This is a genomic window from Pseudoxanthomonas mexicana (genome assembly GCF_014397415.1).
GTDB classification, from domain to species: Bacteria; Pseudomonadota; Gammaproteobacteria; order Xanthomonadales; family Xanthomonadaceae; genus Pseudoxanthomonas_A; species Pseudoxanthomonas_A mexicana.
The window spans coordinates 692,340-712,237 of sequence record NZ_CP060731.1 but is presented as its reverse complement, the minus strand read 5'-3'; the positions used below and the strand labels follow the sequence as shown (position 1 = coordinate 712,237).

Genomic DNA, 19,898 nt, shown 5'->3' with positions numbered 1-19,898 from the left:
CGAGTGCACGGAAGCAACGGCACGCGTCGCTGCGCTTGCGCCCCCTCTCCTGCCCTGCGGGCATCCTCCCCCGCGAGGGGGGAGGAGAAAGGCGGCGCACGCTCATGCTGCGCGCCTCAAGGTCTCATTGAGCGAATCGATGCTCGCGGCCTTCGGCTTCACCAGCCAGAACTTGCCCACGTAATCGCGGAACTCGTCGAGGATCTGCTGCGCCCAGATGCTGCCGGTCAGTTCGCGGTGGCGGGTGACCAGCGTGTGCAGGTGCTGCCGGTGGCTCTCGAAGCCTTCCGGACTGATGCGGTGGATGTCGATCAGCTCGTGGTTGTAGCGGTCGACGAAGTCGCGGTCCAGGTCGAGGACATAGGCCAGTCCGCCGGTGAACCCGGCGCCGAAGTTCAGGCCCACCTTGCCCAGCACCAGCACGATGCCGTCGGTCATGTACTCGCAGCAGTGATCGCCGGCGCCTTCGATGACCGCCAGCGCGCCGGAGTTGCGCACCGCGAAGCGTTCGCCCGCCCGACCCGCGGCGAACAGTTCGCCGCCCGTCGCGCCGTACAGGCACGTGTTGCCGATGATCGGCGTGTTGCGCGCCTCGAAGCGCGCGCCCCGCGGCGGACGCACGACCAGCCGGCCGCCTGCCATGCCCTTGCCCACGTAGTCGTTGGCTTCGCCCTCCAGCTCCATCAGCAGGCCACCGGCGTTGAAGGCGCCGAAGCTCTGGCCTGCGCTGCCGCGGAAACGCAGGTTCAACGGCGCGTCGGTCATGCCATGGTTGCCATGCGCGCGCGCGATGGCACCGGACAGGCGGGTGCCGATGCTGCGGTCGGTGTTGTGGATCAGGAACCGGTGGTCGCCGCCGCTCTTGGTGCGGATCGGTTCGGCGAGCAAACCATCGAGCTGCGTGGCCAGGCTGTCCGGCGACTCGTACAGGCGCTGCGCCGCGCAGCTGCTGCTGTCCACCTGTGCGCCTTTCAGCAGGCGCGACAGATCGACGCGCACACCTTCTCGCGGCGATACGTCGAGCTGCTGCAGCAGGTCGGTGCGGCCGACGATCTCGTCGAGGGAACGCGCGCCCAGGTACGACAGCCACTGGCGTACTTCCTCGGACAGCAGGCGGAAGAAGTTCTCCACGCGCTCGGGCAGGCCGGTGAAGTACTGCGTGCGCAGTCGCTCGTCCTGCGTGGCCACGCCGGTGGCGCAGTTGTTGAGGTGGCAGATGCGCAGGTACTTGCAGCCCAGCACGATCATCGGGCCGGTACCGAAGCCGAAGCTGTCGGCGCCCAGCAATGCCGCCTTCACCACGTCCAGGCCGGTCTTCAGGCCACCGTCGGTCTGCAGTACGGTGCGGTCGCGCAGCTGGTTCACCACCAATGCGTGGTGCGCTTCGGCCACGCCGAGTTCCCACGGCACGCCGGCATAGCGGATCGAGCTCACCGGGCTGGCGCCGGTGCCGCCGTCGTGGCCGGAGATGGTGATCAGGTCCGCGCCCGCCTTCACCACGCCTGCCGCGATGGTGCCCACGCCGGCATGGCTGACCAGCTTCACCGACACCAGGGCGGTCGGATTGACCTGCTTGAGGTCGTAGATCAGCTGGGCGAGGTCTTCGATCGAATAGATGTCGTGATGCGGCGGCGGCGAGATCAGGCCGATGCCGGGCTTGGCGTAGCGCAGGCGCGCGATCAGCTCGTTGACCTTGTGGCCCGGCAGCTGGCCTCCTTCGCCGGGCTTGGCGCCCTGCGCGACCTTGATCTGCAGCACTTCCGCATTGACCAGGTATTCCGGCGTCACCCCAAAGCGGCCGGACGCGACCTGCTTGATCTTGCTGCGCTTCTCGGTGCCGTAGCGCGCGGGGTCTTCGCCGCCTTCACCCGAGTTGCTGCGGCCGCCCAGGCGGTTCATCGCGATGGCGAGCGCCTCGTGCGCCTCGGGCGACAGCGCGCCCAGCGAGATCGCCGCGGTGTCGAAGCGGCGCAGCAGGTCCGACGCGTCGGCCACCTCGTCCAGCGGCGTCGGCGTATCGGCCTTCTTCAACTGCAACAAGTCGCGCAGCGCCGACGGCGGCCGCGAGTTCACCGCGTCCGCGTATGCCTGCCAGTCACGGGCGTCGCCGGTGCGCGTCGCGCGCTGCAGCGTCATCACCACGTCCGGGTTGTACATGTGGTACTCGCCGCCGTGCACGTACTTCAGCAGGCCGCCGACGTCCGGCGACTCGCGCTCGTTCCAGGCGCGCGCGTCCAGCTGGCGGGCTTCCAGATCGAGCCGTTCGAAGCCGACGCCGCCGATCCGCGACGGCGTTTCGGCGAAGCACAGGTCGACGACCTCCGGATCCAGCCCGACGATCTCGAACAGCTGCGCGCCGCGGTAGCTGCTGATGGTGCAGATGCCCATCTTCGAGATGATCTTCGACAGGCCCTTGTAGATGCCCTTGCGGTAGCTCCGGCCGATCTGCGTCTGCTCGCCACCCTTCTTGATCTGCAGGATGCCGCGCCGGCCCAGGTCGAACAGCGTCTGGTAGGCCAGGTACGGGTACACCGCGGTGGCGCCCACGCCGATCAGGCAGGCGATATGGTGCGGGTCGCGCGCGGTGCCGGTCTCGACGATCAGGTTGACGTCGCAGCGCAGGCCTTCGCGGCACAGGTGATGGTGCACCGCGCCGGTGGCGAGCAGGGCATGCACCATCGGCCGGCCCTGCTGCGGGCGGCGGTCGCTCAGCACCACCATCACCATGCCCTCGCGCGCGGCCTGCGCCACCTCGGCGCTGATGCGCTCGATGGCGCCCTTCATGCCTTCCGCGGGGTGGTACGACAGGTCGATGTAGCGGTGCTTCTGGTCGTACGGCGCCATCTTCACGATCTGCCTCAGCTTGCGCTGGGACAGCATCGGCGAGTTGAGGATGATGTGGTTCACCGTCTCTGGCCCGGCGTGGAAGATGTTGGTCTCCCGGCCCAGCTGGGTGGTCAGCGACATCACGCAGTCTTCGCGCAGCGGATCGATCGGCGGATTGGTGACCTGCGCGAACGCCTGGCGGAAGTAGTCGTACAGCGGCCGCGTCTGCCGGCTCAGCACGGCCATGGGCGTGTCGTCGCCCATCGAGCCGGTGGCCTCCTGCTCGGTCTCCGCGAGCGGACGCAGCACCTGCTCCACCTCCTCGGTCGTGAGCTGGAACAGCTTGTGGTAGCCGCGCAGCGTCTTCTCGTCGAACGGCGCATCGGTCAGCGACGGATCGATCAGCTCGGTCTGCAGGTAGGTGACGCCCTGGTGCAGCCATTGCTTGTACGGCGCGCGGCCGCGGTTGATGCGGTCCACCGCTTCGCTGTCGAGCAGGTCGCCGCGCTTGAGGTCGATGGCCATCATCTCGCCCGGACCCAGCTTGCCCTTGCGGGTCACGCGTTCGGCCGGCACTTCCCACACGCCGGCTTCGCTGGCGACGATGAAGTGGCGGTCGCTGGTCAGCATCCAGCGCGCGGGGCGCAGGCCGTTGCGGTCCAGCGTGCACGCGGCGTAGCGCGCATCCATCGAGACGATGCCGGCCGGCCCGTCCCACGGCTCGGTGTTCAACCCGTAGAACTCGTAGAACGCGGCGAGGTCGGCGTCCTTGAACTCCAGCGACTGCGTGGCCGGTGGCACCAGGATGCGCAGCGCCTGGATCAGCTCCATGCCGCCGGCGACCAGCAGCTCCAGCATGTTGTCCAGGCTCTGCGAATCCGAGCCATGCATCGAGATGACCGGGTCGAACTCGCCGATGTCGAAGCGGGGCGTCTTCCACACCTTGCTGCGCGCCTGCGCCCAGCGGCGGTTGCCCTCGATGGTGTTGATCTCGCCGTTGTGCGCCAGCAGGCGGAACGGATGCGCCAGCGGCCAGCGCGGCAGCGTGTTGGTGGAGAAGCGCTGGTGGAAGACCACCGCGCTGCTGGCCAGCTCGGCGCGCTGCAGGTCGGGGTAGAACGTCGCCAGCTTGTCCGGCAGCACCATGCCCTTGTAGCCGATGGCGTGCGGCGACAGCGTCACCACATAGAAATCGGGCACGGAGGTGCGCAGCTGCTGTTCGCTGCGGCGGCGGGCGAGGAACAGCGCCAGCGTGAAGGCGTCGCCGCTCTGCTCGGCGCCCGCTTCCACGAACAACTGCTCGATGCGCGGCAGGGTGTCCTTGGCCAGCTGTCCGCATACCGTGTCGTCGGTCGGTGGCACGCGCCATCCCTTCACCGCCACGCCGGCGCGGAACAGTTCGGCCTCCAGGGTGGCGCGGCACTGCGCGGCAAGCGCGTCGTCGTGCGGCAGGAAGACCAGGCCGGCGGCAAAGCGCGCGCCGGGGTCGATGCCGGATTCGGCGGCGAGCGCGCGGAGGAAGGCCTCCGGTTTGCGGATCAGCAGGCCGCAGCCGTCGCCGGTCAGCCCGTCGGCGGCGACGCCGCCGCGATGGGTCATGCGCGAGAGCGCGGCAATGGCGGTGTCGACGAGCGCGCGCGAAGGCTGGTCGTCGAGCTGCGCGATCATGCCGAAACCGCAGGCGTCGCGTTCGTCGTTCGGGTCGTAGAGACCGGGGTCAAAGCCGCCTTGGCGATGGCGAGGGGCCATGTCTTGCCTCAAACCGGAGTGACGGCGACACCGTGCCCTGCCCGCGCAGCGGCACTTCGAAATGTCACCGGAAATCCGACTAGACCATAGATGTTGCGACGCCGCAACAACACCTCTGACGCACCACTTGTTGGTTGCAGAAGCAACTTTTTTCACGACAGAAACGTGCGCGCCGGACAACGAAAAACCGCCCGCGTCGCCGCGAGCGGTTCAAGATCCCGCGGGGCTGTCGCGAGGCGTCAGCCGCAGTTGACCGAGGCGACTGCGCCCTTCTCGTCCAGGATGATGTTCAGGCGGTTCGGGTTGAAATCCATCGTCGCGGCGTCACCCGGTTTCAGGCTGCGCACGGCGTCGGACTTGCTGTCGTTCTTCGCCTGTTCGATGTCCTTCTCCGTCGGCGTCTTGCCGATGATCCACTGCGCCTGGGTGTCGTCGCAGCTGCCGGCGAGTTCGGCCGGTGCGGGCTCGGCGGCGGGCGGCGTGGCCGCTTCGCTGGCTGCGGCCTGGGACTGTTCGGCGGCGGCGGTCTGTTCGTCGGCCTCGGGCGAGGAGCAGGCGGCCAGCGAGAGGGTCAGCAGCAGGGCAGGGATCGCCGTTCGGATCATGCGGAACTCCGGAAAGGTGAGATGGACGACAGGATTGCGCACGGCGCATTCGGGAGTCGTTAACCGGGTGCGGATCGCCTGCGCTCCAGCCACCACAGCAGCGCACTCGCGGCGAGCCAGGCCAGGAACCAGGGCCAGGCGGGTCCGCGTGCACCTTCCGAGACGGCCAGCGTCGCAGCGGCCTCCGCCCTGGCGGCACGCTGCAGGGTCTGCAAACGGACGGCGGCGCGATGCAGTGAAGGCGCATCGTCGCGGGCGCGGACGAAGAATGGGGTCGCAGCGTCCCCGACCTTCAGCTGATGCCAGCCTGCATCCCGTGGCCAGAAACCCGCGCAGCGCGCGTTGCCGGTCGCGGGATCGCGCAGCATCCGTGTGGTGGTGCCGTCGGGCGCGACGATCCGGGCTTCGTCGGCAATGCCGCACAGCGCTGCGCGTTCACCCGCGCGCGCCTCGTCCGGGATCGCGGCGATGGCGGGCGCGCCAGCGCGCGCCAGCGTGGCGAACGCCTGCGACCACAGCGCAGCGTGCACGTCGGCATGGCCCGCCAGCACCAGGGTGTAGGTATCGGCCGGCGTCCACACGCCGACCCGGCCGCGCCCCATCACATGCCACCAGGCGAGCGGTGCGCCGGTGGCGTCGCGGAGCAGCGCCACATCGTCGCCCACCGGCATCCGGGCCGTGCGGCGCGTGAGCACGGGCAGGCCCGCCGGTACCGCATCGGCATCCACCGGCAGGTCAGCCGTGCCGGCGCCGCGCCGCGCACGCCAGGCATCGTCGTCCGGCGCCGGACGCGGAAGGTGGAATTCCACCTCCTCGCTGCCCACGGCAGGGATGCCCAACAGGCGCTGCACGGGCGCGGGGATCGGTCCGTCGGCGCGCACCAGCACGCCAAGCCCGTCGCGCACAGCCGCGCCGAGCGCCGCACGTTGCGCTTCGCCGAGTCCCGCGGCACTGCGCGCATCCAGCACCAGCAGGTCGAAGCGGCGCAGCGTCTCGGCGTTCATCGGCAGTGGCGCATCGCCGAGCTGGATGCCGCCACCCAGGCTGATCTGCAGGTGGAGCGGAATGCCCACGTCCGTCGCCCAGCGGCGGAGGTACTTACCTTCGGCATTGGGCGCACCGGCGAGCACCCACGCGCGGGGCGGCGGCGAGGGCTGCGTCCAGACCGGCAGCGACGCGGCATCGGCCACGCGACCGCCCGCTTCCCGCACCTCCACCCGGAACAGCGCCGGGCCGGGCAGGCGGGCGACACCGGTCAGGCGGAAACGGCCCCGCGCATCCACGGGGCCTGCATCGATGCGCTGGCCCGCGGGGTCGAACAGCATCACCGTCGCCTTCGGCACGTCGTTCACGCGACCGCTGGCGATGAAGGTGTCGCCCGGCGCCACGTCCCCCACCGGCGCGAGTTCGACGACGCCGCGCGGCAAGGCGGCAGGCGAGAACACGATGCGCCGGTCGCCAAGCGCATCGCGGTCGCGGGCTTCCAGTCCATCGCCGACGACATGCAGCGTGCCTGCGTCGGGGTGCCGGCGCAGCGCGGTGCCCAGGTCCGGCACGCGCTCGCTGCCGTCGGTGGCCGTGGCCTCCGGCAGGGCGACGCGCGGCTGGCCCTGCAGCGCCGCGGGCAGGGCGACCTGTCCGGCGTTCGCGGTCATCACCACCAGCGTGCCGGGGGTCGATGCCTGCCGCGGCGGCAGCAGGGTGAAGTAGAGCAGCAGCGCGCAGATCGGCTGCAGTGCGCACAGCAGCAGGAAGCGGGAGCGGGAGCCACGCACGTCCGTGGAAGCACCACGACGCCGCGCGATCAGGCGCGCCCACGCGAGCAGCACGCCGAGCGCGAGCAGGCAGGCCAGCAGCCAGGGCGGGAGCGCGGGCAGGGTCATCGCGCGGGCTCCTGCTGCAGGGCATCGAGGTAGCGGCGGCCGACGTCGTCCGGCGCTGCCCGGCGCGGCGCCTGTGCGTGAGGTTGCGGCGACGCCGACCACAGCAGCGCCCGCAGGCGTGCACGGCAGGGCGCGCAGGCCGGATCGCCGCGTACTTCATCGATGGCCGCGAACAGGTCCAGCGCATCCGGCACGCGTGCCTCGTTCGTGCGCAGCCAGGTGTGCAGCGCGTCCAGGTCCGCGCCATCCGCCGGCGCGCGATCGTTGGCCAGGGCGCGCCATGCGCGGGCGGGCGCCGCATCGACGTCGTCGGGCATCGGGGTGAGCGGACCGAGCGCGCGGGAGGCGATGCCCGTGCGATCGCCGCCCATCCGGCGCGTCTCGTCGATCGGCGGCAGTTCCGGCCCCACGCGGGCCAGGTAGATGCGCGTCGCCTGTTGCACCTGCTTGATGTATTCCAGCGCCTTGTACGCGAACGGCAGTGCGCGGTCCGGTTGTCCCTGGCGCAGGTGCAGCTCCGATTGCCACATCTGGTCCAGCGCCTTCTTCAGCGTGGCGCGCGTCTCGGGGTCGAGCAGCGTGGCGGCCTCGGCGTGGTCGTGGGTGTGGCCGTAGGCTTCCAGCACGTCGGCTTCGCGGCCGAAGCTCGCGCCGGTCGCCGACGTCGCATGGTCGTGATCGGCCTGCACGGCGGTCGGGGCTTCGGCGTGGTCGTGTCCGTCGTCGTCCGCGTGATCGTCGTCGGCGTCGCTGGTCGGCGGCGGTTGCGGTTCGCCTTCGGCTTCCTCGCCGAGGAACTGGCCGTAGCGCAAGCGCAGTATGCGCTGGTCCACGCCGATCGCGTCCGAGCGCGTGACGAAGGCGTCCGCCGCCACGCTGCGCTTCTGCTTCTGCAGGGCTTCGGCGTCGATGATGATCTGGCGCTGGCTGCGGAAGTAGGCTGGCATCACCTTCTTCACCAGTCCTTCGAGGCCCGTGCTTTCCTGGCCCAGGTCCGCCGGCCAGCGCAGGATCAGGCCGGGGCTCTGCGCGGTCTGCGGCGTCGGCGCGCGCGTGTCGCGCACGGTGAGCTGCGCGATCAGGTCGTCGCCGACGGCCATGCCGAGCGCCGCGAGGTCGAGCGACGCGGTGAAGCGGCGTGAGGTGGCCGGACCGGTGCCGTGCAGCGTCATCGCCTGTTCCTTGAACGCGATGTTCTCGCCGCTACCCTGGGCGAGCGTCAGCTTCAGCGTGGCGGTCGCGGCCACACCGTAGTCGTCGCGCGCTTCGAAGGCGAGCGCCCAGCGCGTCTGTCCGACCGTCACCAGGCTGAGGCCACGGTCGGGCGCCAGCACCTTCACCTGCGGCGCGCGATCGGGAATGGCATCCAGGCGGCGCAGCTTCGACGGCGGTTGCGCCTCCGTGCCGGCGGCCACCACACGGTACAGCGTGGATTTGGCGAGGTGGTGCGTCGCCCGCCAGGTGTCGCCGTCGCGCTGCAGCGCGATGCGCTGGCCGTCGTGGAAGACGAGATCGGCGCGGGTGGGTTGCGGTTCGAAGCGCAGCGTCCAGGCGAGGCGCGAGCCGACGGGGGCTTTCGCATCGAGCGTGGCTTCATCGCGCGCCGGCTGGCCTGTGTAGGACGGGGGCGTGATGTGCAAGCGCTGGCCGACCAGGCGCGGGACGCCGGGGATGACCGGTGTTTCTTCGTCCGCAGGCGCGAGCGTGCTGGCCATCGGTGCGCGCGCCGGCCACCACGCCGCCACGGCGATCACCACGCCGGCCACCAGCCACATCGCCGCGATGCGCGGCCACGGCCACGGCGTGCGCAGGTCCGGTGCCGGCTGGCTGCGCAGCCGTTCGCGGACACGCGCCTGCTGCAGCTGTTGCAGCGGCGTCAGCGAAGCGGGCGGCGCCAGCAGCAGATCGCTGCTGTCGTCGAGGTCCTTGCGGCGCGCATCCAGCTGGCGCACCAGCCAAGCGGTGTCGAACGCGCGTGTCCGCCGCCAGGCCAGCGCGGCGAGCACCGCGATCCCGGCCAGCGCGACGGACACGGCTACCGTCGGCGATGCGAAGCGCCACAACACACCGGCGAGCGCGACGGGCATCGGTGCTCCCAACACCAGTTGGCCTAGCGCCGCATGGCGACGGACCTGGGCGAGACGCTCGAAGGCCGACAGCGTCATGGCGCCACGCTCCGCGTGCGTCGCGTGGCCATCCAGCGTTCCACCAGCACCAACAACGCAATCAGCAGCGCGAGCCAGGGTTGCAGGTCGCTTGGTGCGACCGGATAGGTCGCGCCACCGCGCGTCGGCACGTAATCCGTCGCCAGCACGCGCGTGGGCGCGTCGGCGGGACCGTCGAACAGGGCGCGCAACCGGTGCGGGAAATCGGCATCGAGCAGCGCCGGCATGGCGTCGGGCCGCAGCGGCCGGGTGAAGCGCATCACCCGGCCCTGTCCGAGCGGCGCGCCTTCGACCAGGGGCGCACCTTCGGCATCGCGCCACGGCATCGACGACAGGGCAATGCCGTCCACCGTCGCTTCATGGGCCAGCAATGCGACACCGCCGGCCGAGATCCATTGCATGACCGGCGCGGGCACCGGTCCCGGTGCCAGCCACACCAGCGACTGCGACGGGGGAGGCAATGGCGCGTCGGTGTTCCCGATCTGCACGGCCGGCGCGCTGTTCGGCTGCCACGCGCGTGCGGCGGCGCGCAGGTAGCGCAGCGCATGTTCGTCGCCCGCCGGGTGGCGGATCGCCAGTAAAGGCGTCGGCGAGGCCTTCGCCGACGATGGCGGCATCGCGCCCTCGACAACCTGCCAGGTCACCGCACGCGACAGTGCAGGCCGTTCCGCATCCGCGCCCTGCAACGTTACAGGCACGATCACGGTCAACGCGACGCCGGGAGGTAGTTCGGCATCGAGTTGCCGCAGCAGACTGCCGATGGCGGGCGTGCCGGCGGGCGCCGGCTCATCCAGCGACGGGAAGTCCGGCGCCAGCCAATGCAGGCGTGTGCGCGCATCGGAACGCGCACGTGCGAGGCCTGCATCCACGCCGGGCACGGCGACCGTCCATGGTCGCGTGTCGTCCAGGCCCGACAGCACCGGCCGGGCCAGCCACAGTGCGAGCAATGCGAGCAGCAGCAGGCGCAGCAACAGCAGCGGCCATTCGTCGAAGCGGATACGGTGGCGCGGTTTAGGCTTCTGCCGCAGCCAACGCAGCGCGGCGAAATCGGTCGGCGTCTGCTCGTGCCGGCGCGCGAGGTGCAGCAGCAACGGCACCACCAGCGCGGCAAGCGCAGCCAGGCCGGCCGGTAGCAGGAACGCCAGGCTCATGCGTACTCCGCCGCATCGCGCGCACCGAACAATCGGCGTAGCGGCAGGTCCAGCGGTTGGTCGGTGTAGTGGCGCGCGTGGCGGATGCCGGCCGCGTCCAGGCGCGCATCGAGCACACTCTGCGCATCCGCGAAGCGGCGCAGATAGTCGGCGCGCAGCGCGGCGGCATCGCCCAGCAGTTCCTCCCCGGTTTCCGGGTCGCGGAAGCGGTGGCCGCCGGTGAACGGGAAGTCGCGTTCGTCCGCGGTCAGCAGCTGGATCGCCAGCACCTCGCGGCGCGCAGCGGCCAGGCGTTCGGCCAAGGCGGGCATCGCATCATCGAACCAGTCGCTCAGCATCAGCACCAGGTCGCCGGCACCGATGCGTTCGAACACGGGGCCCAAGCGTTCCTGTGCGGGGAACGCCCCGTCGGCATGCAGGCCGTGCAGCGCGAGCAGCAGCTGGTCGCGCTGGCGCACTCCGTTGCCAGGCGCCACGAGCCGCACGCCATCGCCGTGCAGCACGAGCAGACCGAAGCGGTCGCCCTGGCGCAGGGCCAGTTCGGCGATGCAGGCCGCGAGGCTGCGCGCGGCATCGAAACGCGTGCCGCGCGCGCCATCGCGCTGCGCCATCGACGCGGTCGCGTCGAGCACGATCCATACCGTCAGCGGACTCTCTCGCTCGGCTTCGCGCACGAAGAAGCGGTCCGAGCGCGCATACAACTTCCAGTCGATCTGGCGCAGCTCGTCGCCGGGCTCGTAGGCGCGGTACTGCGCGAACTCCAAGCCGGCGCCGCGGCTGCGGCTGTGGTGCACGCCGATCCCCTGCGCGCCGATCGCGCGGCGCGCGGTCAGCCGCAGGTCCTTCAACCGGCTGCGGACATCGGCGGGGATCAGGTCGTGCGCCACGGCGTCGCTCAGGCGGCGAGCGGCACGCCGCGCAGCAGCGCGGCGATCACGTCGTCCGCGCTGACCTGCTCGGCCTCGGCGGCGAACGACAGCAGCAGACGGTGGCGCATCACCGGCTTCGCCAGCGCGACGATATCCTCGCGCGTCGCCGCCAGGCGCCCGTGCAGCAGCGCGCGCGCCTTCGCGGCGAGCACCAGCGACTGGCCGGCGCGCGGACCGGCGCCCCAGCGCACGTACTTGCGGATCTCCTCCGGCACGCCATCACCGGGACGGCTGGCGCGTACAAGCTTGGTGATCCAGCGCAGCAGGTCCTCGCTGACATGCACGTCGCGCACATGCTTCTGCAGTGCCAGCACCGCGTCGCCTTCCATTACCCGCGGTACCGTGCCACCGGCGCGGCCGGTGGTCTGCGCCAGGATGTCGTGCTCTTCCTGTTCGGTCGGGTAGTCCACGCGGATATGCAGCAGGAAGCGGTCCAGCTGCGCTTCCGGCAGCGGGTAGGTGCCGGCCTGCTCCAGCGGGTTCTGCGTGGCCAGCACGAAGAATGGCGAGGGCAGCGCATGGGTAGTGCCGGCGTAGCTGACGGTGCGTTCCTGCATCGCCTCAAGCAACGCAGCCTGCGTCTTGGGCGGCGTACGGTTGAGTTCGTCGGCGAGCAGCAGATTGGTGAAGATCGGGCCAGGCTGGAAACGGAAATGGCGATGGCCCGTGCCGTGGTCTTCCTCCAGCAGCTCGGTGCCAAGGATGTCGCTGGGCATCAGGTCCGGCGTGAACTGCACGCGGCGGAACTGCAGGTGCAATGCCTCGCCCAGCGAGCGGACCAGCAGCGTCTTGCCCAGGCCGGGTACGCCTTCGAGCAGGCAGTGGCCGCCCGCGAGCAGGCCGATCAGCAGCTGCTCGACGACATCCTGCTGGCCGACGATGGCCTGGCCGATGGCGGCGCGGAGTTCGCCGAGCGTGGCGAGTTGCTGCTGGAGGTCGGATTCGGTGATCTGCGTCATGGCGTTTCCAGGGTGATGTCAATGCAGCGAATTGCGACAGCAAGTGCCGTCATCCCAGCGCAAGCTGGGATCCAATTTGATGGCGCTCTTGCGTTTCTGGTGCCTGGGCGAGCGCGGCGCAAAGGTCACGATGGATCCCAGCTTGCGCTGGGATGACGGCGGAGAGGGCATGGGTGCAGCCATCTTCATGTCGTCAACGCATAGATCACGACGTTGACGCCGAACTTGGTGTTGTCCTCGGCCAGGAAGCGCTTGTTGCGCCAGTCGTAGTCCCACTCGCAGCCGTAGTCCTTGTTGCTGTAGAGCACGCCGAGGCGGCCGTTGATCTCGATGCCCTGCAGGTACTCGTGCACCAGGTCGTCGCCCCAGCCGTTGAGCTCGAAGCTGGTGGCCGGCGGGCCGTCGAACTTGAAGAACGAGGAATAGATCGCGTGCGTGTTCGGCAGTTTCTTCATCGCCTTCGCGCCGAAGATCGACGCCATCTGCGCCTCGAACGACTTGGCGAACAGCCCGTCGATGTCGTGATTGCAGTCGTCGACGAATACGAAGCCGCCGTTGCGCACATAGCGCTCGAAGTGGCGGCGCTCCACCGGGCTGAACTCCACCAGCTTGTGCCCGGCCAGGTAGCAGAACGGGGCAGCGAGCATGCGGGGGTCTGACAGCGCCAGCACGTGTTCCTTCGGATCCACCCGCAGGGTGGTGTAGTCGATCAGCGACGTGATCAGGTTGGACGGCATGCGCGCATCCACGTCCCAGTCGCCGGAGTCGTATTTCAGCCGGGTGAAATGGAAATCATAGGTGCCGGCCGCGCGTGCCTGCCTGGCCAATGCAGCCGTCACCATGCCGCCGAGCATCAGGTGGAGGAATTGCGCACGCGTTAGCCGGGAGTGGAGCAAAGCCGAGGTCTCTGAAAGCCCCTCTCCCGCCAGCGAACGCAGGAAGTCCCTGGGAGAGAGAGGGGTTGGGGAGAGGGGCGATGGCGTCCCGATGGTTCAAGCATCATGGACTGCGTTCGCCCCTCATCCGCCCTTCGGTCACCTTCTCCCGGGGGGAGAAGGAGAACAGCGTTACACCGCGTCGGACAGCGAGGTGAAGGTGAAGTCGCGCAGCTTCATCGGCGGGATCATCATCACGAAGCTGGACTCGTCGCCGGCCACGCGCACCGGCTTGCCCAGTTCCTCGATGTTGTTGAGCATGATCACCGGCGACTCGTTGAAGCGGAAGTTCTTCACCGGGTGCTTGATCTGCCCGCTCTCGATGTAGAACGTGCCGTCGCGGGTCAGGCCCGTCAGCAGCACCGTCTGCGGATCGACCATGCGGATGTACCACGTACGGGTGACCAGGATGCCCTTCTGCGTGCCGGCGACCAGTTCCGCCGTGGACTTGGTGCCGCCCGCCATCAGCAGGTTGCCTGGCGAACCGATCGCGCGCTTGCCCTGCTTCTGCGCCCAGAAGCGCGAGTACTCCAGGTTGGCGATCTTGCCGTTCTCGACGATGGCCATCTTCTCGCGGGGCAGGCCTTCGCCGTCCCACGGCATCACTTCCGCGCCCGGATGCCACGGGTCGGCGCTGATGTTCACGCGCGGGTCGTAGACCTGTTCGCCCAGCTTGTTGCCGCCGCCCTTCTTGGACAGGAAGCTGCGGCCCTCATCGGCCTGGCGCGCGTCGAAGAAGTTCATCATGAAGGAGATCAGGCCCGCCGCCGCGGCCGGTTCCAGGATCACCGTGTACTTGCCCGGTTCCAGCGCCTTGGCCTCGGCCGATTCGCTGGCCTTGCGCATGGCGATGCGGATGTCGGTGTCGGCCTTGAACGCGCTGGCGTCCTTCAGGTTGCGGCCGACCCAGCCGGAACCGCGGCCGTCTTCCGTGCGTACGGTGCAGGTGTAGTTGAACGCGGTCGCGCGCTGGTAGCCGAAGTTGCCCTTGCTGTTGGCGAAGGCGACGAAGCTCTGGCCATCCTCCAGGAAGCCGGCGGCGATCAGCTTCTCCGCCTTGCAGGGGCCGATGGAATCGGCGGCGACCTGGGCGCGGAACTCGGGCGTGATGGCGGCGGTGGACTCGCTGAAGGTGGCGCTGGGCGTGTAGGTCTGCTTCTCGACGGCCGGCATGAACTCGGGGTTCTCCGGCGCCAGCCGGGCGAGGTCTTCGGCGCGGCGGACCACGCGCTCCAGCGCGGCGTCGTCGAACTCGTTGATCGTCGCGATGCCCACGCGCTTGCCGAACGCTACCTGCACGCCCAGGTCGGTGTTGCTGACGATGCCGCTGGTGGAGACGTTGTTCAGGGCGAAACGAATGTTGCCGTCGACCGAGCCGGTGAGGGACGCGGTGCATTCGTCGGCGGTGGACAGCGAGATGACCTTGTCCAGGATGGCCTTGGCCTGCGCTTCGGTGAGGATGCTCATGTTCTAGGATCTCCTTGCGCCGGTCAGCCGAGCGAGCGGGCGGTGTTGATGACGTTGATGCCGTTGAAGCGCGCGGTGGACGACCCGTGCGACACCGCGGACACCTGGCCGGGCTGGCCCTTGCCGTCGAAGAACGAACCGCCCAGGCGGTAGTCGCTTTCGTCGCAGACGGCGGTGCAGGCGTTCCAGAATTCCGGCGTGCGGATCTGGTAGGCCACGTCCTCGATCTGCTGGGTGATCTTGCCGTTCTTGATCTCGTAGAAGAGCTGGCCGCCGAACTGCGCGTTGTAGCGCTGCTGGTCGATCGAGAACGAGCCATCGCCGATGATGTAGATGCCGTTCTCGACGTTCTTCACCATGTCGGCGACGGACAGCTTGGTCTTGCCGGCGGCCAGCGACACGTTGGCCATGCGCTGGAACTGCACGCTGCTCCACGAGTCGGCGTAGCAGCAGCCATCGGATTCGGTCTTGCCCAGGATGTGGGCCTGGTCGCGGATGGTCTGATAGTCGACCAGCTTGCCGGCACTCACCAGGTCCCAGCGCTTGGTCTTCACGCCTTCGTCGTCGTAGCCGACCGCGCCCAGGCTGCCGGGCTGGGTCTTGTCGGCGAACAGGTTGACCAGTTCGCTGCCGTACTGGAAGCGCTGCTCGCGCTTGTCCAGGGTGGCGAAGCTGGTGCCGGCGTAGTTGGCCTCGTAGCCGAGCACGCGGTCCAGTTCGAGCGGGTGGCCGACCGATTCGTGGATGGTCAGCCAGGTGTGCGAGGGGTCCAGCACCAGGTCGTACTTGCCCGGCTTCACCGACGGCGCGGTGAGCTTCGCGCGCGCCTGCTTGGCGGCGGCGATCGCGTCTTCCTTCATGTCGTAGGACAGGCCATAGTTGATCACGCCGTTGGGCGAGGTGAACTTCTGGCCGGCGTCGCCATCCAGGTATTCGTAACCCAGGCCCATCGGCGCCGACAGGCCGTCGCGCGTGCGGAACTTGCCGCTGGCCTTGTCGATGGCGGTGACCGTCATCGGCACCCAGATGCGGTGCACGTCCTGGTCGATGTAGGAGCCGTCGGTGCTGGCGAAATACTTCTGCTCGTTGACCAGGAACATCATCGAGTTGACGAAATCGGCGCCGGCGTTGATCGCTGCGGCGTTGACGCCCAGCAGCAGGTCGACCTTGTCCTTGATCGGCACCTCCATCGCGTTCTTTTTGATCGGCGTCTTCCACGATACCTCGCCGAAGCCCGGCGCCTTGGCCAGCTGCACCGGCGCGGTCTGGGTCTTGCTGTTGGCCTTGGCGATCGCGGCGGCCTGGCGGGCGGCGCTGGCCACGCCTTCGGCGGTGAGCGTGTTGGTGGCGGCGAAGCCCCAGGCGCCGTTGGCGATCACGCGGATGCCGGCGCCGGTGGACTCGGTGTTCACCACGTTCTGCACCTTGTCCTCGCGGGTGATCACGAACTGGCGCAGGTAGCGGCCGATGCGCACGTCGCAGTAGGTCGCGCCGGCCTGCCTGGCCGCGGCCAGGGCGGCATCGGCGAGGCGCTTCTTGAAGGCGACGTCGAGGGTGGACTGGAGCTGCTCGGCGGCGATCGCCTTGCCGAGGAAGGACGGCACCATCAGGCCGCCCAGGCTGAGGCCGGTCATGGCCAGGAAGTCACGACGTTGCAAGGCAGTTCTCCACCGGTTGGGCCTGCAGGGCAGGCGGGGCTGCGACGGTAGTGCGTCGGCCCGCGCAGTCCCCGCGCAGGTCGTTCCCGATTCTTGCCCCGTGGCCGAGACAGCGTCAAATGACTTTAGGCATACATGGCCCCACATCGCCTGTAGGAGCGCCCTCGGGCGCGATGCGTTTCATGCATTCCCAGGCAAAAAGCATCGCGCCCGAGGGCGCTCCTACAGGGAAACGGGAAAGCCACGCGCTACGGCTTGGCGGTCATCCGAGGCTGCGTGCCGTGTTGATGATATTGATGCCGTTGAAGCGCGTGGTGGCCGAGCCGTGCGACACCGCCGACACCTGGCTGGGCTGGCCCTTGCCGTCGAAGAACGAGCCGCCCAGGCGGAAGTCGCGCGCATCGCAGATCGCCGTACAGGCGTTCCAGAATTCCGGCGTGCGGATCTGGTAGGCCGCGTCCTCCACCTGCCGGGTGACCTGCCCGTTCTTGATCTCGAAATAGAGCTGGCCGCCGAACTGCGCGTTGTAGCGCTGCTGGTCGATGGAATACGAGCCGCGACCATGGATGTACAGGCCGTTCTCCACCTCCTTCACCATCCCGGCCACCGTCAGCGGCGTCTTCCCCGGCGCCAGCGACACGTTGGCCATGCGCTGGAACTGCACGCTGCTCCAGGAATCGGCATAGCTGCAGCCGTGCGAGGCGTCCTCGCCGAGGATGTGCACTTCGTCACGGGTGGCCTGGTAATTTACCAGCACGCCGTCCTTCACCATGTCCCAGCGGCGCGTCTTCACCCCTTCGTCGTCGTAACCCACCGCGCCCAGGCTGCGCGGCTCGGTCTTGTCGGCGGTGAAGTTGACGATCGGACTGCCCCACTGGAATCGCTGCTCGCGCTTGTCCAGCGTGGCGAAGCTGGTGCCGGCGTAGTTGGCTTCGTAGCCGAGCACGCGGTCCAGCTCCAGCGGATGGCCGACGTTCTCGTGGATGGTCAGGAACAGGTTGGACGGATCCAGCACCAGATCGTACTTGCCGGGCTTCACCGAGGGCGCGGTCAGTTTCGCGCGCGCCTGCTTCGCCGCCGCGATGATGTCCTCGCGCAGATCGTAGGACGCGCCGTAGGCCACGACCCCGCCCGGCAGCATGAACTTGTCCGCGGCGTTGGCGTCCAGGTACTCGTACCCCATGCCCATCGGTGCGGACAAGCCATCACGCGTCTTGAACCGGCCGCTGGCCTTGTCCACCACCGTCACCGTGAAGGGGACCCAGATGCGGTGCACGTCCTGATCGATGTACGAACCGTCGGTGCTGGCGAAGTACTTCTGCTCGTTGATCACGAACATCCGCGACGCCGCGAAGCTGGCGCCAGCGGCGAGCGCGGTGGCATTCGCGTCCAGCAGCAGATCCACCTTCTCCTTCACCGGCACCGCCATCGCGTTCTTCACGATCGGCGTGCGCCAGCTCACCTCGCCCACACCCCTCAACGGCGCCAGCTGCACGGGCCTGCCCTGGATGCGTGCATTGGCGCGCGCGATCGCCACGGCCTGGCGCGCGGCGGCGGCGACGCCATCGGGTGTCGGGTCGTTCGTCGCCGCGAAGCCCCATGCGCCCTGCGCGATCACGCGTACTCCGACCCCGGAGGATTCGGTGTTCACCACGTTCTGCACCTTGTCCTCGCGGGTGATCAGCGACTGCCGCAGGTAGCGGCCGATGCGCACGTCGCAGTACGTGGCGCCCGCGGCGGTCGCCGCTGTCAGCGCGGTGTCGGCCAGGCGCTTCTTCTTCGCCACGTCGCCCGGCTCCAGCAGGGCCTCGGCAGCGATCACGCGCGTGCCGGGCAGGGCCAGGCCCGCAAAGGCCAGGCCGCCGAGGGTCAGGAAGTCGCGTCGCTGCATGCGCGTGTCCGGGCAGAGGAAGCTCCGGACTGTCGTCGGCGTGCCGTACAGCGTCAAGTGACGCCGGTCATGGGCGGGTGACGTGGTGCACAATGCGCGCATCCCGCACAGGAACGCGCCCGCATGAAGTCCCGTCCCTCCGTACGCCCCGAGAGCGAAGACGAGCAGCCGCGACTCGCCGTGCTGATCGATGCCGACAACGCCCAGCCCGCGGTGATCGAGGGCCTGCTGGCCGAGGTGGCCAAGTACGGCGTGGCCAGCGTGAAGCGCATCTACGGCGACTTCACCAGTACGCGCATGACCCAGTGGAAGCAGGCGCTGCTGAAGCACTCGATCAACCCGGTGCAGCAGTTCGCCTACACCAGCGGCAAGAACGCGACAGACAGCTCGCTGATCATCGATGCGATGGACCTGATGTATACCGGCCGCTTCGACGGCGTCTGCCTGGTGTCGAGCGACAGCGATTTCACCCGCCTGGCCCAGCGCCTGCGCGAGGAAGGGCTGACCGTGTACGGCTTCGGCGAGCGCAAGACGCCCGATGCCTTCGTGCAGGCCTGCGACAAGTTCATCTACGTGGAGGTGCTGCGCAGCGAAGCGTCGGCGCCGCCCACCCCGCCTTCGCCGCCGAAGCCTGTGAAGAAGGCGGCCAGGCCGGTGGCGAAAAAGCCCGCCGGGCAGGCCGAGCCGACCGCCGCACCCGCGGCCGAATCCGGCAGGCACGAATCGCTGCCGCTGAAGCTGATCCGCCAGGCCATCGAGGAGGCCAGCGACGACCAGGGGTGGGCCTTCCTCGGCAGCGTGGGCAGCTACCTCAGCAAGGTGCGGCCGGACTTCGATACCCGCCTTTACGGGCACAAGAAGCTCAGCGACCTGATGAAGGCGCACCCGCGCCATTTCACCGTCGAAGAGCGGGCGGGCGAGGGCGGTGCGAAACGGTTCTATGTGCGGGCCGCGTAGCGTGCGCTGCGCGCACGGCGTCATGGTCGTTCGGGCACTACGAGGTCGTGCGCGTGGCGCACGCTACGCCTCGTGACCAAACCCTTCGCGCCGTCGTGCGAGCGCAACCAGGGGCCGATCCTGGAAGTGCTGCAACGCCACCTGGGCGCCACGCGCCGCGTGCTGGAGATCGGCAGCGGCACCGGCCAGCACGCGGTGCATTTCGCCGCCGCGATGCCGTGGCTGGCATGGCAATGCAGCGACCGTGCGGACAACCTGCCGGGCATTGCGGCGTGGCGGGACGAGGCAGCGCTGGCGAACACGCCGCCTGCGATCGAACTCGATGTCGACGGGCCGTGGCCCGGGAACGGGTTCGACGCGGTCTTCACCGCCAACAGCCTGCACATCATGGGGTGGTCGCAGGTGGAGGCGTTCTTTGCCGGTGTCGGCAAAGTGCTGCAAGAGGACGGCCTGCTGATCGTCTACGGCCCGTTCAACTATGGCGGCGAGTTCACCAGCGACAGCAACCGTGCGTTCGATCAGTGGCTGAAGGACCGCGATCCCGCCTCGGGCATCCGCGACTTCGAGGCCGTCGATGCGCTGGCGCGCGGCATCGGCCTGTGCCTGGTCGAAGACAATGCCATGCCGGCCAACAACCGCTGCCTGGTGTGGCGCCGTAGCATGCGCCATGCGCATGACCAGGCATTGCCGCAAGCATCGTGAAGTCGTGCGCGTAGCGCACAC

13 protein-coding genes are annotated in these 19,898 nt (G+C 69.0%); 2 read left to right on the top strand and 11 right to left on the bottom strand.

The features are described from left to right. Positions 1-102 precede the first annotated feature (102 nt). The 11 genes from gltB to IAE60_RS03155 all read right to left on the bottom strand — a co-directional run bounded on the left by gltB (position 103) and on the right by IAE60_RS03155 (position 18,218). On the bottom strand, positions 103-4,575 hold the full coding sequence (gene gltB, locus IAE60_RS03205; protein WP_187573846.1) for a glutamate synthase large subunit: 4,473 nt from the start codon (positions 4,573-4,575) through the stop codon (positions 103-105). A 239-nt stretch (positions 4,576-4,814) separates the two neighbouring features. Continuing rightward, positions 4,815-5,180, bottom strand: a complete 366-nt coding sequence (locus IAE60_RS03200) for an I78 family peptidase inhibitor (RefSeq protein ID WP_187573845.1) — start codon at positions 5,178-5,180, stop codon at positions 4,815-4,817. Between the two features lie 59 nt (positions 5,181-5,239). Then, a complete protein-coding gene (locus IAE60_RS03195) occupies positions 5,240-7,063 on the bottom strand; it encodes a carboxypeptidase regulatory-like domain-containing protein (RefSeq protein ID WP_187573844.1) in 1,824 nt (607 codons plus the stop codon). Continuing rightward, complete coding sequence (locus IAE60_RS03190; RefSeq protein ID WP_187573843.1) at positions 7,060-9,228, bottom strand: hypothetical protein; 2,169 nt, start codon at positions 9,226-9,228, stop codon at positions 7,060-7,062. The genes IAE60_RS03195 and IAE60_RS03190 overlap by 4 nt, the downstream gene beginning before the upstream one ends. After that, on the bottom strand, positions 9,225-10,379 hold the full coding sequence (locus IAE60_RS03185; protein WP_187573842.1) for a BatA domain-containing protein: 1,155 nt from the start codon (positions 10,377-10,379) through the stop codon (positions 9,225-9,227). The genes IAE60_RS03190 and IAE60_RS03185 overlap by 4 nt, the downstream gene beginning before the upstream one ends. Next, positions 10,376-11,266 (bottom strand): DUF58 domain-containing protein, encoded by an 891-nt coding sequence (locus IAE60_RS03180; RefSeq protein WP_187573841.1) that lies wholly within the window; start codon positions 11,264-11,266, stop codon positions 10,376-10,378. The genes IAE60_RS03185 and IAE60_RS03180 overlap by 4 nt, the downstream gene beginning before the upstream one ends. Positions 11,267-11,274: 8 nt before the next feature. Beyond that, entirely contained in the window at positions 11,275-12,267 is a 993-nt protein-coding gene (locus IAE60_RS03175; RefSeq protein WP_187573840.1) for an AAA family ATPase, read from the bottom strand. A gap of 185 nt (positions 12,268-12,452) precedes the next feature. Next, complete coding sequence (locus tag IAE60_RS03170; RefSeq protein ID WP_187573839.1) at positions 12,453-13,121, bottom strand: DUF4159 domain-containing protein; 669 nt, start codon at positions 13,119-13,121, stop codon at positions 12,453-12,455. 213 nt (positions 13,122-13,334) lie between these two features. Beyond that, positions 13,335-14,669, bottom strand: coding sequence for a TldD/PmbA family protein (locus IAE60_RS03165; protein ID WP_187573838.1), 1,335 nt, complete (start codon positions 14,667-14,669; stop codon positions 13,335-13,337). 23 nt (positions 14,670-14,692) lie between these two features. Further along, complete coding sequence (locus IAE60_RS03160) at positions 14,693-16,327, bottom strand: TldD/PmbA family protein (RefSeq protein WP_187573837.1); 1,635 nt, start codon at positions 16,325-16,327, stop codon at positions 14,693-14,695. A 262-nt stretch (positions 16,328-16,589) separates the two neighbouring features. Next, positions 16,590-18,218: a TldD/PmbA family protein gene (locus IAE60_RS03155; protein WP_187573836.1), complete on the bottom strand. Its 1,629-nt coding sequence runs from the start codon at positions 18,216-18,218 to the stop codon at positions 16,590-16,592. Between the two features lie 123 nt (positions 18,219-18,341). Between IAE60_RS03155 and IAE60_RS03150 the strand changes: the two genes are divergently transcribed. Together IAE60_RS03150 and IAE60_RS03145 are read left to right on the top strand one after the other, a co-directional pair. Beyond that, positions 18,342-19,175, top strand: a complete 834-nt coding sequence (locus IAE60_RS03150) for an NYN domain-containing protein (protein WP_187573835.1) — start codon at positions 18,342-18,344, stop codon at positions 19,173-19,175. A 72-nt stretch (positions 19,176-19,247) separates the two neighbouring features. Further along, a complete protein-coding gene (locus IAE60_RS03145; RefSeq protein WP_187573834.1) occupies positions 19,248-19,877 on the top strand; it encodes a DUF938 domain-containing protein in 630 nt (209 codons plus the stop codon). Positions 19,878-19,898: the final 21 nt, after the last annotated feature.

Excerpts from the sequence above, each read along its gene's own strand:
- gltB (WP_187573846.1), bottom strand. The coding sequence starts at position 4,575 with ATGGCCCCTCGCCATCGCCAAGGCGGCTTTGACCCCGGTCTCTACGAC.
- IAE60_RS03200 (WP_187573845.1), bottom strand. The coding sequence starts at position 5,180 with ATGATCCGAACGGCGATCCCTGCCCTGCTGCTGACCCTCTCGCTGGCC.
- IAE60_RS03195 (WP_187573844.1), bottom strand. The coding sequence starts at position 7,063 with ATGACCCTGCCCGCGCTCCCGCCCTGGCTGCTGGCCTGCCTGCTCGCG.
- IAE60_RS03190 (WP_187573843.1), bottom strand. The coding sequence starts at position 9,228 with ATGACGCTGTCGGCCTTCGAGCGTCTCGCCCAGGTCCGTCGCCATGCG.
- IAE60_RS03185 (WP_187573842.1), bottom strand. The coding sequence starts at position 10,379 with ATGAGCCTGGCGTTCCTGCTACCGGCCGGCCTGGCTGCGCTTGCCGCG.
- IAE60_RS03175 (WP_187573840.1), bottom strand. The coding sequence starts at position 12,267 with ATGACGCAGATCACCGAATCCGACCTCCAGCAGCAACTCGCCACGCTC.
- IAE60_RS03170 (WP_187573839.1), bottom strand. The coding sequence starts at position 13,121 with ATGCTCGGCGGCATGGTGACGGCTGCATTGGCCAGGCAGGCACGCGCG.
- IAE60_RS03165 (WP_187573838.1), bottom strand. The coding sequence starts at position 14,669 with ATGAGCATCCTCACCGAAGCGCAGGCCAAGGCCATCCTGGACAAGGTC.
- IAE60_RS03155 (WP_187573836.1), bottom strand. The coding sequence starts at position 18,218 with ATGCAGCGACGCGACTTCCTGACCCTCGGCGGCCTGGCCTTTGCGGGC.
- IAE60_RS03150 (WP_187573835.1), top strand. The coding sequence starts at position 18,342 with ATGAAGTCCCGTCCCTCCGTACGCCCCGAGAGCGAAGACGAGCAGCCG.